10 protein-coding genes are annotated in these 13331 nt (G+C 65.8%); 4 read left to right on the top strand and 6 right to left on the bottom strand.

Features of this window, described 5'->3' with window-relative positions; genetic code table 11:
* Positions 1-79: 79 nt before the first annotated feature.
* The 6 genes from bchM to bchF form a co-directional block, all read right to left on the bottom strand.
* Positions 80-739, bottom strand: coding sequence for a magnesium protoporphyrin IX methyltransferase (bchM, locus tag JDO7802_RS00050; protein ID WP_055081668.1), 660 nt, complete (start codon positions 737-739; stop codon positions 80-82).
* Positions 739-1644, bottom strand: coding sequence for a ferredoxin:protochlorophyllide reductase (ATP-dependent) iron-sulfur ATP-binding protein (gene bchL, locus JDO7802_RS00045; protein WP_055081667.1), 906 nt, complete (start codon positions 1642-1644; stop codon positions 739-741). Before bchL ends, bchM begins: the two co-directional genes overlap by 1 nt.
* 31 nt (positions 1645-1675) lie before the next feature.
* Entirely contained in the window at positions 1676-5209 is a 3534-nt protein-coding gene (locus JDO7802_RS00040) for a cobaltochelatase subunit CobN (protein WP_055081666.1), read from the bottom strand.
* Positions 5199-6731 carry a ferredoxin:protochlorophyllide reductase (ATP-dependent) subunit B gene (bchB, locus tag JDO7802_RS00035; RefSeq protein ID WP_055081714.1) on the bottom strand — a complete coding sequence of 511 codons (1533 nt, stop codon included), beginning with the start codon at positions 6729-6731 and terminating at the stop codon, positions 5199-5201. Before bchB ends, JDO7802_RS00040 begins: the two co-directional genes overlap by 11 nt.
* 91 nt (positions 6732-6822) lie before the next feature.
* Positions 6823-8118: a ferredoxin:protochlorophyllide reductase (ATP-dependent) subunit N gene (locus JDO7802_RS00030; RefSeq protein WP_055081665.1), complete on the bottom strand. Its 1296-nt coding sequence runs from the start codon at positions 8116-8118 to the stop codon at positions 6823-6825.
* Complete coding sequence (gene bchF / locus JDO7802_RS00025; protein ID WP_055081664.1) at positions 8115-8600, bottom strand: 2-vinyl bacteriochlorophyllide hydratase; 486 nt, start codon at positions 8598-8600, stop codon at positions 8115-8117. The genes JDO7802_RS00030 and bchF overlap by 4 nt, the downstream gene beginning before the upstream one ends.
* Before the next feature lie 308 nt (positions 8601-8908).
* Between bchF and JDO7802_RS00020 the strand changes: the two genes are divergently transcribed.
* The 4 genes from JDO7802_RS00020 to JDO7802_RS00005 are packed head-to-tail and all read left to right on the top strand — an operon-like array spanning position 8909 to position 13237.
* Positions 8909-9580, top strand: a complete 672-nt coding sequence (locus JDO7802_RS00020; RefSeq protein ID WP_055081663.1) for a hypothetical protein — start codon at positions 8909-8911, stop codon at positions 9578-9580.
* The gene (gene ppsR, locus JDO7802_RS00015) at positions 9577-10995 is read left to right on the top strand and encodes a transcriptional regulator PpsR (RefSeq protein WP_055081662.1); all 1419 of its coding nucleotides are present in this window, start codon (positions 9577-9579) and stop codon (positions 10993-10995) included. The genes JDO7802_RS00020 and ppsR overlap by 4 nt, the downstream gene beginning before the upstream one ends.
* Before the next feature lie 59 nt (positions 10996-11054).
* The gene (gene chlG, locus JDO7802_RS00010) at positions 11055-11957 is read left to right on the top strand and encodes a chlorophyll synthase ChlG (RefSeq protein ID WP_055081661.1); all 903 of its coding nucleotides are present in this window, start codon (positions 11055-11057) and stop codon (positions 11955-11957) included.
* Positions 11954-13237, top strand: coding sequence for a BCD family MFS transporter (locus JDO7802_RS00005; protein ID WP_055081660.1), 1284 nt, complete (start codon positions 11954-11956; stop codon positions 13235-13237). Before chlG ends, JDO7802_RS00005 begins: the two co-directional genes overlap by 4 nt.
* The last annotated feature ends 94 nt before the right edge of the window (positions 13238-13331 follow it).

Below are 13331 nucleotides of genomic sequence, written 5' to 3'. Positions count from 1 at the left end.
TGACACCCGATCCATCAGGTGTCAACGTGCATTTACAGTTTTCGGGCAGACTGTCCGCCTGGATTGACGCGCGGTGCCGTCAGCCGCGCGCGGCGATGGCGTTGGAAATGTAGAAGCCCGAATTGACCCGCGTGACCGGCGTCAACGTCGCGTCCATGCGCCGCGACAGGCGGGCGGCGGATTGCGGCACCATGGTGGGGGAGCGATCGGCCTTGGGAAAGAGCTTGCCCGCGTTCCACATCGCCATCAGCAGCGGGGTGCGCGGCGCGACCGTGAACAGGATCGACCCGCGGGTTCGGATCGCCAGCGCGTCGAGGGCGGCGGCCAAATCGGCTTCGGAATAGTAGATCAGGCTGTCCATCGCGGTGACGTGGTCGAAGGTGCCCAGACCCGCGTCCAGCATGTCGCCCGCGCGCCAGTCGATCGTGCTGCCGTCGGGGGCACGGCGGCGCGCGATGTCGATCAGTTGCGGAGAGATGTCGATCGCTACCACCTGGGCCCCGCGCGACGCCATCTTGACGGCCAGCGCCCCGGTGCCGCAGCCCGCGTCCAGGATGCGCAGACCGGTCAGGTCTCGCGGCATCTGGGACAGAAGGATCGCCCGCATTTGGTCGCGGCCCCGGCGCACGGTGGCGCGAATGCCCGAGACCGGCGCGTCGGAGGTCAGCGCCTCCCACGTCTTGGTCGCGGTACGGTCGAAGTAGGTCTCGACGCGGGACAGGGTGGCGTCGTAGGTCATCAATCGAATCCGAGCAGCTCGAAGATTTCGCGGTCGGGCAGGGGGGCCGGGGCCAGGGGAAGCGTTCCGTTCCACAGCGTTTCGGCCAGGCGGATGTATTCCTTGCGCACGTCGATCACGTCCTGGTCGTCGGGCATCTCGAAGAGGGTCTTCTTCTTGAGGCGTGAGCGCCGGATCGCGTCGAGGTCGGGCATGTGCGCGATGCGGTTGAAGCCGACCGTCTTGCAGTAGCGGTCCACCTCGTCGGTGTCCTTGGAGCGGTTGGCGACACAGCCCGCCAGCCGCACCTTGTAGTTGGCCGACTTGGCTTGCACGGCGGCGATGATGCGGTTCATCGCGTAGATGCTGTCGAAATCGTTGGCCGTCACGATCAGCGCGCGGTCGGCGTGTTGCAGCGGCGCGGCGAACCCGCCGCAGACCACGTCGCCCAGCACGTCGAAGATCACGACGTCGGTGTCCTCCAACATGTGGTGCTGTTTGAGCAATTTCACGGTCTGGCCCACGACATAACCGCCGCAGCCGGTCCCGGCGGGCGGGCCACCGGCCTCCACGCATTTCACGCCGTTATAGCCGACCGAGACGTAGTCTTCGGGGCGCAGTTCCTCGGCATGGAAATCGACGCTTTTGAGGATGTCGATGACCGTTGGCTGCAACATGCCCGTCAGGGTGAACGTGCTGTCGTGCTTGGGGTCGCACCCGATCTGGAGCACGCGTTTGCCCATTTTGGAAAACGCGGCGGACAGGTTCGACGAGGTCGTCGATTTGCCGATCCCGCCCTTGCCGTAGACGGAGAAGACCTTGGCCCCCTCGATCTTGTCGGAGGCGTCCTGGTGGACCTGAACGGAACCTTCACCGTCCAGTCCGGCGGCTTTTTTCAGCAGGGGGATGTTGTCGAGCGGGCTCATAGGTCGGCCTTTCCGGGGATCATAAGATTGGTCATTCTGCTGCGATCCCTTCCAATTGATCTTCGATTGCGTCGGCGGCGTCATGCAGCCGGGCGAGTGTTTCGGCGTCGGGCTGCCAATAGTCCCGGTCGGAAGCCTCGATCAGGCGGTTCGCCATGCGCATCGAGGCTTGCGGGCTGAGGTCGGACAGACGTTTGCGCATGACCTCGTCCAGAACGAACGTCTCGGACAGGCGGGCATAGACCCAGGGCTCCACCTTGCCGGTGGTCGCGGACCAGCCGACGGTGTTGGTGATATGCGCCTCGATTTGGCGCACGCCTTCGTGGCCGTGTTGCAGCAGCGGCTCGTAGAAAGCGGGGTTCAGGCTGCGGGAGCGGGTTTCGAGCGCCACCTGATCGGACAGGGTGCGCACGGTGGCACCACCCCGCGTCTGGTCGCCGATATAGACTGCCGGGTCGCTGCCGCGGGCGCGTTTGACCGCCGCGGCGATGCCGCCCAGCGTGTCGAAATAGTGATCGACGGAAGTGACGCCCAGTTCGATGGATTCGAGGTTCTGGTAGGCGATGTCGACGTTCGCCAGCGTATCCTGAAGCAGATCTTTCTGCGCCGAGGCTTCGCCATCGGTGCCGTAGGCGAAGGATTTGCGCGCCTGATATGCATCGGCCAGGTCGTCGCCGTCGTCGAAGGCCGAAGAATCGACCAGCTGGTTGACGTTGGAGCCGTAATTGCCCTCGGCGTTGGAGAAGACGCGCAGAGCAGCGGTCTTCATGTCGCAATCGGTCTTGGCCATGAAGGCGAGTGCATGCTGGCGGATCGGGTTGAGGGCGAAGGGTTCCTCCGCTTCGGCACATTTGAGCGCGGCATCGGCCAGCAACTTGGTCTGCAGCGGCAGCAGGTCGCGGAAAATGCCCGACAGTGTCATCACCACATCGACGCGGGCCCGGCCCAGCGTTTCCAGCGGCACAAGGTCCGCGCCGCAAAGACGGCCATGACTGTCGAACCGCGGGGTGCAGCCCATCAGCGCCAGCGCCTGACCGATGGGGCCGCCATTCGATTTGATGTTGTCGGACCCCCAGAGCACCAGCGCGATGGTGCGCGGCATGGAGTCGTGCGCGTCGAGCACGGCCTGCGCCTGGCGCGCGCCGTCGGCCATGGCGAAGGCGGTGGGCATGCGGAACGGGTCGAAGGCGTGGATGTTGCGGCCCGTCGGCAGGATTTCGGGTGCGCGGATCACGTCGCCGCCGGGGACGGGGGCGATGAATTGAGCGTTGAGCGCGCGCATCAACCCGTCGAGTTCGGCGTCCGACATCAGCGCCTTGCGGGCGGCATCGCGCGCCTTGGCATCTGCGAAGGACATCTGGTCAAGGGTGGCTTCGACGGTGGCGGCATCAGGGGTGCAACCGACGATATGCAGCCCGTCGGGGATCAGCGCGTCCTCGGTTTCCAGCAGCTTGAGCCAGAGCGTATCTGGCGCGCCGACCAGATCGACGGCGGCTGCCTGATCCGCGATCAGCGTTTCCAGCTCGGCCCGCTCCGCGCCCGGCGTCTCGCGCCAGCGGGTCAGGCTGTCCTTGAGATCGGCAAGGCCACGGTAGAGCCCCGCGTTCTGCAGCGGCGGCGTCAGATGCGTGACCGTGACCGCGTTTGCGCGGCGTTTGGCCAGCGTCGCCTCGGACGGGTTGTTGGCGGCATAAAGATAGACGTTGGGCATATTGCCCATCAGCCGGTCGGGCCAGCAATTCGGACCCATGCCCGTCTGTTTGCCCGGCATGAACTCCAGTGCGCCGTGCATCCCGAAGTGCAAGACGACGTCGGCGCAAAAATCCTGTCGCAGGTATTGGTAGAAGGCGTTGAAGGCGTGGGTCGGGGCGAAGCCCTTTTCAAATAGCAACCGCATCGGGTCGCCCTCATAGCCGAAGGTGGGCTGAACGCCGACGAAGACGTTGCCGAAATGCGCGCCCATCACCAGGACTTCGCGGCCGTTGGCCTGGATCCGGCCGGGGGCGGGGCCCCAGACGGCTTCGATCTCGGACAGCCACGGGGTGCGCGTGACGATCTGGTCGGCGGTCACCACGGCACCGACATTCGCTTCGGTTCCCTGTTGGGCGGCGTTGCCCTTCAGAACAATCTCGCGCAAGTCCTCCACCGAGGCGGGGGGCGTGACGTCATAGCCGTCTGCGGCCAGGCGATGCAGGGTGTTCAACAGGCTTTCGAACACCGAAAGATAAGCGGCGGTGCCGATGGCCCCGGCGTTGGGCGGAAACCCGAACAGCGTGATCGCGACCTTTTTGGCCGCATTGGCCTTGCGGCGCAGCGTGGCAAGGCGGGCGGTCTTGTCGACCAGCGCGGCGATACGTTCGGGGCAGGGGGCCATGGCCTTGACCGCGCCTTGCGACGCGCAGCGCAGCTTGCACCCCGTGCAGCCCTGCGGCGCGTGGCGCCCGGCAAAAACGGTGGGGTTGGTGGCACCGTCGATTTCCGGCAGGGCGACCAGCATCGTGGCCTCCACCGGGGACAGGCCCTGCGCGCCGGTGGCCCATTCGTTCAGCGTCTGGAATTCCAGCGGTTGCGCCGCGACGTATGGCACGTCGAGACCCGAGAGCATCGCCACCGCGCCTTCGCTGTCGTTGTAAGCGGGACCGCCCACGAGGGAAAACCCGGTGAGCGAAACCAGCGCATCGATGTGCCCGGCAAGATAGGCATCGACCGCCGGACGGGCATCAAGGCCACTGGCGAAGACCGGCAGGACCCGGTGGCCGGCCGCTTCGAACGCGCGAATGACGGCGTCGTAATGCGCGGTGTCGCCCGCCAGAATATAGGACCGCAGAAGCACGATGCCGACCGTGGCCGCGCCGGGCTTGAGCGGCAGGTCCAGGATGTCGGTCGCGATATGCTTGCCCGGCAGATCGGGGTGATAAAGGCCCGCGTCGGGGTATTCGATGGGCAAGGCCGCGTCGGTGCCGTGCCATTCCGGTCGGCTGGCATACCGCGAGATCAGGAACCGGACCAGGCCGTCGACATTCTCGTCCGATCCACCCAGCCAGTATTGCATCGACAGGAACCAGGCGCGCAGGTCCTGCGCCTTGCCCGGCAGCAGCTTGAGCAGTTTGGGCAGGCGGCGCAGCATCTTCATCTGGCCGGCCCCGGCGGACCCGGATTTCTTGGCGGGCTTCAGCTTTTTCAGGATCGCCATCGCGCCGGATGCGGGGCGCGACATGTCCAGGTCGCCCATCTTGGTCAGTTGGACGATTTCCTGATCGCAGACGATGTTGACCATCGCGTCGCAAGCGTCGCGGCGCGCCTGCAGGTCGGGCACGATAGCCTTGATGTGGTCTTCGAGGAAGATCACCGATGTCACCACGATATCCGCGCGGCCGATGTCCCCGCGTGCCGCATCCAATGCTGCGGGGTCCTTCTCCCACTCGGCGGCGGCGTGGATGGTGAGTTGCAGGCCGGGGAAGTCGGCCTCCAGCGTTGGCGCGACACGGGCCGCAGGCCCGGCGGCATGCCGGTCGAGCGTCACGAGCGTGATACGGTACGGACGGTGGGTCACGTCATCGCGCATAATGTGCCTTCGCTTCGTAGAGGGTGTCGACGGAAATTTCGGTGATGCCTTGACCCATTGCGAAGGTCTCGGTGTTGCGGCGGGCCTTGCCGCGCACGAAGAACGGGATCTTCTTGAGCTCGCGTTCCGCATCGTGAAGCCACACGACCTCGCCGGCGGGGGCCGTCTCGGGCTCCGCGGCGGGGGCCGGGGCCTTCTCGACGGGCTTCGGGGCGTGGCCGCCGTGGTGGCTGGGGCCGGCGGCGTCGTTGAACTCGAAATCCTCGCGGAACATGTGCAGCAGATGCTCCTCCAGCCCCATGACGAGGGGGTGGACCAGCGTGTCGAACAGAACGTTCGCGCCTTCGAAACCCATCACCGGGGAATAGCGGGCGGGGAAATCCTGCACATGGACGGGCGAGGAGATGACGGCGCAGGGGATGCCCAGGCGCTTGCCGATGTGCCGCTCCATCTGGGTGCCCATGATCATTTCGGGCTGCGCGGCCTCGATGGCGCGCTCGACCTCGAGGTAATCATCGGTGATCAGCGGCTCCAGCTCGAATTCCTTGGCCAGCGCGCGCATCGGGCGGGCGAATTCGCGGTTGTAGCAGCCCAGACCCGCGACCTCGAACCCCATCTCGTCGCGCGCGACTTTCGCCATGGCCATCGCGTGGGTGGCATCGCCGAAGATGAAGACGCGCTTGCCGGTCAGATAGATGCTGTCGACCGACCGCGTCCACCACGTCTGGCGCAGGCCCTGGTCGTCGATGGGTGCGGTGGAGCCAGACAGCGTGCGGACCTCCTCGATGAAGGCGCGGGTGGCACCGGTGCCGATGGGGACCACGCGGGTGTAGGGCTGGCCGCAGGTCGTCTCCAGATGCCGCGCGGCGGCCTCCCCCGTTTCCGGGTAGAGCAGGACATTGAAATGCGCGCGGCCCATCTTGGTGATGTCGGTGGGCGTGGCCCCGAGCGGCGCGCAGACGTTCACTTCGATCCCCAACTCATAGAGCAGGTTGGTGATTTCGGCAATGTCGTCGCGGTGGCGGAAGCCCAGGGCCGTACCGCCAAGGATGTTGCAGGTGACCCGCTCCGACCTCTCCATCGGTCCGGCAAGCGCGCGGACGATCTGGTAGAAGGTCTCGTCCGCCCCGAAGCCTTCCTTGCGCTGATAGCTGGGCAGTTCCAGCGCGATGACGGGCACAGGCAGGCCCATCGTCTCGGCCAGACCGCCCGGATCGTCCTGGATCAGCTCGGCGGTGCAGGACGCGCCGACGATGATCGCCTCGGGCTTGAACCGGTCGTAGGCGTCCTGACAGGCGGTGCGGAACAGGCCCGCCGTGTCGGCCCCCAGATCGCGCGCCTGGAACGTGGTGTAGGTGACGGGCGGGCGATGGTCGCGCCGTTCGATCATGGTGAACAGAAGGTCGGCGTAGGTATCGCCCTGCGGGGCGTGCAACACGTAGTGCAGGCCCTTCATCGCGGTGGCGACGCGCATGGCACCGACGTGGGGCGGGCCCTCGTATGTCCAGACGGTGAGCTTCACGCGCCCATCCGCCAGATGGGCGACGGCGTGAGGCAGCGTTCCGCCACGCGGGGCGCGTTCACGCACGTCAGCAATTCTGGGCGCAGACCGGTCATTCCGCGGCCACCGCGGAGGCGCCGCGATCGAGGACCGCGCGGCGCTTGAGGGAACGCGCAAACAGGGCGGCGAGGTCGCCCGCCTGTTCGTAGAAATGGACGGGGGTGAACACCAGTTCGATGGCCCATTTCGTGCTCAGGCCCTGCGCCTCCAGCGGGTTGGCGAGGCCCAGGCCGCAGACCGTTAGGTCAGGCCGGGCGGCAAGGCAGCGGTCGAGTTGCTTGTCCACGTCCTGCCCTTCGGAAATCGTCGGTCCTTCGGGCAGAAGGTCGAGGTCGGGCCCGTGCAGCGCGTCGCGGATATAGGGCGAGCCGACTTCGACCGGCAGCATTCCGCATTCGCGCGCCAGGAAGCGCGCCAGGGGGATTTCCAGCTGGCTGTCGGGAAAGAAGAACACCGACTTGCCGGTCAACGCGTCCGACGCCTGTGCGATGGCCTTGCGGGCGCGGGCCCGCGGCGCGTCGGTGACGGCGGCGAACGTCGCGTCGGATACGTCGAAGGCGTCGGCCACAGCCCGCAACCAAGCGGTCGTGCCTTCGTCGCCGAACGGGAAGGGCGCCGCGATATGCGCCGCGCCGCGCCGCGTCAGGGCGTCATGGGTTTCGCCCAGGAACGGCTGGACCAACGCGAATTTCGTATTGGACCCGACGGCGGTGTTCGCGTCGATGGATCGCGCGGGCAGCAGGCGGACGGGGCCGATGCCCATCGCGTCCAGCAAGGCCAGCATCTGGTCTTCCACCACGTCCGGAAGGGCACCGACGACCAGCAATTCGCGCGCGTCGGTCTTGGGCAGGACGGGCACCATGGAAGCGAGGCAGGCATCTTCGCCTTCGGTAAACGTCGTCTCGATCCCCGAACCGGAGTAGTTCAGCACCCGGACGCGGGGGGCGTGTTCGACGGTCAGCCGCTCGGCCGCGCGCCCGAGGTCCAGTTTGATGACTTCCGACGGGCAGGAGCCGACGAGGAAGAGCTGCCGGATGTCGGGGCGCCGCGCCAGAAGTTCGGAGACGGTACGGTCGAGTTCGGCGTGCGCATCGTTGAGACCGGCCAGATCCGATTCTTCGAGGATGGCGGTGGCGAATCGCGGCTCGGCGAAGATCATCACGCCGGCGGCCGATTGCAGCAGGTGAGCGCAGGTGCGGCTGCCCACCACCAGGAAGAACGCGTCCTGCATCTTGCGGTGCAACCAGATAATGCCGGTCAGGCCGCAGAACACTTCGCGCTGACCCCGTTCCTTGAGGACGGGGGTGTTGCGGCAACCCTGGGCCGGGGGCGGCATATGTTCGGTCATGCGGCGGCCCCCTGCAGGCGCGCGGCGCGCAGCTTCCAGACGAATTGGCCGGCGTTGACGACATAGATGACGTAAGCCGCCAGCGTGATCGTCATCAGCGCCTGGGGCGCGATGGCGCCGGTCAGCAGACCGAACAGATACAGGGTGTGAAGCGCGATGACGCCGAAGCTGACCACGTCTTCCCAGAAGAAGGCAGGCGCGAAAAGGTATTGCCCGAAGACCGCCTTTTCCCAGATCGCGCCGGTCACCATGATGATGTAGAGACAGGCCGTCTTGGCCAGGATCGACGCCGTGGCGAGGCCGTAGCCTTCGCCTGTCGATACGTAGCGCACGACCAACCCCAGAGAGATGAGGAACACCAGAAACTGCACCGGTGCCAGAATGCCCTGCACGGTCGTCCAGATCGTCGCGTCGCGCCGCACCCTTTGTTCGGGTGTGTACAGACCGGCAGCGAATGCTGGGTGGTGCGCGTCGTCCGACATCTCTTCTCCCCGATGATGTTCTGCTGAAATCGTGTCATCCGGCTCCCGATGTGTCAATGTCGATTTACACCTGCCGCCCGTTTGGTCCGATAAAGTTGACGCTCAGGCCGCCGTGGGATCATATAAGCAAGGGTTTTATTGCAGCCCCGGCCGGACTTGTCATATTGATTTGACACCACCCGACCCATGTCCGACGATGGGCGGGACCATTTCCGGTCATCCTCCGGGAGGATTCTCAGCTGCCCCCGTCGTTCGATCATCCGTTTGTTTCTTATCAAAAAGAGGTTTCCCGCCTGGCGCGGGGGGCGATGCGGAAGATTGCGATCGATCTGGAGCCGCAGGCCCGTCACGACATGGTCCTGCGCCTGTCGACCGCCGTGGTGTCACCCGATCCGGACACCTGGCGACAGGTCGTGACCGCGATGATTGATGACGGATGCCGCCTTGTCGACCTGATCGACGTCTATGTGCCCGCCGTCGCGCGTCGTCTGGGGGCCGATTGGGTAACCGACCGTTCCGGCTTCGCCCATGTGACGATCGGGTCCGCCCGGCTTCGCGACATTCTCAACTGGGCCGACCAGCAGCTCGACGATCTCGACCTCGCGCCGGATCTGCCGCACGGGCGGATCTATCTTGTTCGACCCGTGGGCGGGCAGCATCGTCTGGGACAACAGGTCTTCGCGGCACAGCTTTTGCGCCATGGCGTAGCCGCGCAGATCCTGCGCGACGATGCGACGGTGTCGGACGCAGACATCGTCATGATCTCCGCCTCGGGGCAGGAAAGCCTCGCCACGTTGAGGGCCACGGTCGAGCGCGCGCGCAACCTGGGTCCGGCCCCTCGTGTCCTTCTGGGCGGCGGCGGACTGGAACTCGCGAAATCCAGATGCATGGCGGCCGGTGCCGACGTGGTGACGAATGATCTGGACCTTGCGCTGTCGGAATGCCGCAACCCCGATCGACGCACGCGGGGCACCTCATGAACATCAACGGCTCTGGGGCCGGCGCCTGGTTTCAGGGTCTGCTTCCGGATGCGCGGTCCGACATTCTGGCCAATCTGGTCGCCGGGGTCGCCGACATGGCGCTTCTGGTGTCGTGGAATGGCATGATCTCGGACATTCGGGTCCGCCCGGGTCTGGATCTGGGCGTGAATGTCGAGGCTTGGGCCGGCGTCACCCTGCAGGGTCATCTGACCACCGAAAGCGTGCCCAAGCTTGAGCGCTGTCTGGAGGATTTGCGTCAGGGCAGTTCGCAATTGCCGCTGAGCGAGTTGAACCTGCACCACGAGACCAGCGGCATTGACGTGCCGATGTCGTTCAGTTTCCACCGCATCGGGCACGAGACGGACGTCTTGATGCTGGGCCGCGACCTGCGCCCGCTGGCCGAGGTCCAGCAGCAGCTGGTGGCCGCCCAGATGGCGATGGAGCGGGACTACGAGGCGCAGCGCGCGACCGAGACGCGGTTGCGCGTTCTGATGGCAACGACGCCCGACGCCTGTCTGTTCATCAACGTTGCCCGGCGCGAAGTGACCGAGGCGAACAACGCCGCATCGCAGCTGTTCGGCCACGATCTGCCGGATTTTCGGGACACGGCGATCGAATCGCTTTTGCGGGCCGGGCCGGATGTCGATCTGGTGGAGCAATTGGTCGCCACCGCACGTCAGCCCGACGGCGTCGTCAGCGCGACGCTGAGGATCGACGGCTCCGACATCGACATCGCGCCGACGTCGTTCCGCATTCCGGGGGCGCACATGCTTTTGTGTCGTGTGACGTCGCGCCGCAAATCCGCTTCCGAGGGCGAGACTGCCGCCGACCGGCTGGCCGCCTTCTATGCGGCAAGTCCCGATGCGATTGTCTTCACGACGGGCGACGGGCGGATCCTTGGTGCGAACGGAAGTTTTCTCGATCTGGTTGAAATGCCGCAGGAAGATGGCGTGCGCGACCGCAGTCTGGCCGATTTCCTGGTGCGCGGCAGTGTCGATCTGTCGGTTCTGCTGGCGAATGCCAGCCGCTCCGGCTCTCTCCGCCTGTTTTCCACCAAGATCACCCAGGCCTCGGGGCAGGGTCGGTCGGTCGAGATTTCCGTGACCCGCCTGCGGGCCGGCATCCGGTCGATCTTCGGCCTCGTCATCCGCGACACCAGCCGGTCGACAGCCCTGCGCAAGGACGGGGTAGATCCGTCGGTCGACCTTGATTCGATCGTCGATCTGCTGGGCAAGCAATCGCTCAAGGACATCGTGGCGCAGGCCACCGACGTGATCGAGCGGATGTGCATCGGCGCCGCTGTCGATCTGACGTCGAACAACCGTGTTGCCGCCGCCGATATGCTGGGCCTGTCGCGGCAGTCTCTCTATGTGAAGTTGCGCAAATACGGTCTGCTCAAGCGCGACTCCGTCTGACGGCTGCCCGCGGCAAGTTTACACTTGCCGCGACCCACACTGTCAGCTTACGTTTACACATGACTTCACTCTCCCCCGTCGGTCCCGCCCGGACCCTGCCGGAACCGGCCGCCATGCTGCGGCTGATCAAGCCGGTGACCTGGTTTCCCCCGATGTGGGCTTTTCTGTGCGGGGCCGTGTCCTCGGGCGTGGCGCTCGGGGCGGAATGGCCGATTGTCCTCCTCGGCATCGTGCTGGCCGGACCGATCACCTGCGGGATGAGCCAGGCGGCCAACGATTGGTGCGACCGGCACGTCGATGCGATCAACGAACCCGACCGACCGATTCCCTCGGGCCGCATTCCGGGCCGCTGGGGTCTGTGGATCGCGCTGGCCATGTCCGTTCTGTCGCTGGCCGTCGGATCGCAATTCGGGCCCTGGGGCTTTGGCGCGACCGTCTTCGCCGTGATCGGTGCCTGGGCCTATTCGGTGGAGCCGATCCGCCTCAAACGCTCCGGCATCTGGGGGCCGGGCCTTGTCGGGCTTTGCTACGAAGGGCTGCCATGGTTCACCGGGGCCGCGATTCTTGTCGCAGGTGCCCCGCGATGGGAAATCGTGGCCACGGCCGCGCTCTATGCCCTTGGCGCGCACGGCATAATGACCCTCAACGATTTCAAGGCGCTGGAGGGCGACCGCGTGATGGGCGTGAATTCCCTGCCCGTCACTCTTGGCCCTGACCGCGCCGCGCGCGTCGCCTGCTGGGTGATGACCGTACCGCAGCTGGTGGTCGTTGGCCTGTTACTCCTGTGGTCCAAACCGATCTTCGCGGCGGTCGTCGCGGTCCTGATCCTCGGTCAGTTCGCGGCGATGCGGGTAATGCTGCGCGATCCGAAAGCCAAGGCACCTTGGTACAACGGGACCGGCGTTCTTCTGTATATTTCCGGCATGATGGTCGCCGCCTTCGCCCTCCGGGGGCTGGCATGACGCTGACCTGGCCGCAGATCGTTCGGCTAGGGCTGGTGCAGATGGCGCTTGGCGCGGTCGTCGTGCTGACAACTTCGACGTTGAATCGCCTTATGGTTGTGGAATTCGCGTTGCCCGCCGTCCTGCCCGGCGCGCTGGTGGCGTTGCACTACGGCATCCAGCTCAGCCGCCCGCGATGGGGGTTCACGTCCGACACCGGCGGGTCGCGCACGCGTTGGATCATCGGCGGCATGGCCGTCCTGGCCCTCGGCGGGTTGGCGGCCGCTTGGGGTGTGACGCTTTTCGCGGCGTCCTATGCCACCGGGCTGACCGTCTCGATCCTGGCCTATACAGCGATCGGCCTTGGTGTCGGCGCGTCGGGCACGTCGCTTCTGGCGCTTCTGGCCACGGCGACCGCACCGCGCAGGCGGGCTGCGGCCGCGACGATCACCTGGCTGATGATGATTTTTGGTATCGCGGTGACGGCCGGCGTGTCGGGCCAGTTTCTCGACCCCTATACGCCTGCACGATTGATGGCCGTGGTCGCCGTCGTCACCGGCGGAGCCTTCGTACTGACCGTGTTGGCGGTTCTGGGCATCGAGGCGCGGGTAACGCCGACCGTGCCTGAACCCCCGACGCCCTTCCTGGACGGCTTGCGCGAAATCTGGGCCGAGCGAAAGGCGCGGAACTTCACCCTTTTCGTATTCCTCTCAATGAATGCCTATTTCATGCAGGAACTCATTCTGGAGCCTTTCGCCGGCCTCGTTTTCGACTTCACGCCCGGCCAATCCACGGCACTATCCGGCGCACAGAACGGCGGCGTCTTCATCGGCATGCTGCTGGTCGGGATCGCAGCGACGGGTCTGAAGCTTGGGTCGCTGCGATCCTGGGTCATCTCGGGCTGCGTCGGATCGGCGGCATCGCTTTACATAATTTCGCTTACTGGCCTTGCCTGGATCACCCTGCCGCTGACCCCGCTTGTCGTGGCGCTCGGCTTTTTCAACGGCATGTTCGCCGTCGCGGCCATCGGGTCGATGATGGCGCTTGCCGCCGAGGGTCGTGAGCGCCGGACCGGCACGCGCATGGGACTGTGGGGTGCCGCGCAGGCGGTCGCCGCAGGTTTCGGCGGGCTGACCGGGGCCGCCGCGGTGGATCTGTTGCGCGGACCTTTGGGTGACGGAGACGCCTTTGCCGGTGTGTTCCTGTTCGAAGCATTCCTGTTCCTTGCGGCCGCCGCGATGGCATGGCGCGTAATGGAACGGGCAACGATCACACGGGCCGCACTGGTGCCAGGCGAATGAAATCGGGGAGAGATAGGATGCAGGAATTCGACGTCGTCGTCGTCGGCGGGGGCCCGTCCGGGGCGACCGCCGCTATGGATCTGGCCCGCTCGGG

Source organism: Jannaschia donghaensis, assembly GCF_001403795.1.
Classification (GTDB): domain Bacteria; phylum Pseudomonadota; class Alphaproteobacteria; order Rhodobacterales; family Rhodobacteraceae; genus Jannaschia; species Jannaschia donghaensis.
Note: the sequence above shows the minus strand (reverse complement) of the source record. Positions and strands in the feature narration are given on the sequence as shown.

Excerpts from the sequence above, each read along its gene's own strand:
- JDO7802_RS00030 (WP_055081665.1), bottom strand. The coding sequence starts at position 8,118 with ATGACCGAACATATGCCGCCCCCGGCCCAGGGTTGCCGCAACACCCCC.
- ppsR (WP_055081662.1), top strand. The coding sequence starts at position 9,577 with ATGAACATCAACGGCTCTGGGGCCGGCGCCTGGTTTCAGGGTCTGCTT.
- bchF (WP_055081664.1), bottom strand. The coding sequence starts at position 8,600 with ATGTCGGACGACGCGCACCACCCAGCATTCGCTGCCGGTCTGTACACA.
- JDO7802_RS00005 (WP_055081660.1), top strand. The coding sequence starts at position 11,954 with ATGACGCTGACCTGGCCGCAGATCGTTCGGCTAGGGCTGGTGCAGATG.
- bchM (WP_055081668.1), bottom strand. The coding sequence starts at position 739 with ATGACCTACGACGCCACCCTGTCCCGCGTCGAGACCTACTTCGACCGT.
- bchL (WP_055081667.1), bottom strand. The coding sequence starts at position 1,644 with ATGAGCCCGCTCGACAACATCCCCCTGCTGAAAAAAGCCGCCGGACTG.
- JDO7802_RS00040 (WP_055081666.1), bottom strand. The coding sequence starts at position 5,209 with ATGCGCGATGACGTGACCCACCGTCCGTACCGTATCACGCTCGTGACG.
- chlG (WP_055081661.1), top strand. The coding sequence starts at position 11,055 with ATGACTTCACTCTCCCCCGTCGGTCCCGCCCGGACCCTGCCGGAACCG.
- JDO7802_RS00020 (WP_055081663.1), top strand. The coding sequence starts at position 8,909 with ATGCGGAAGATTGCGATCGATCTGGAGCCGCAGGCCCGTCACGACATG.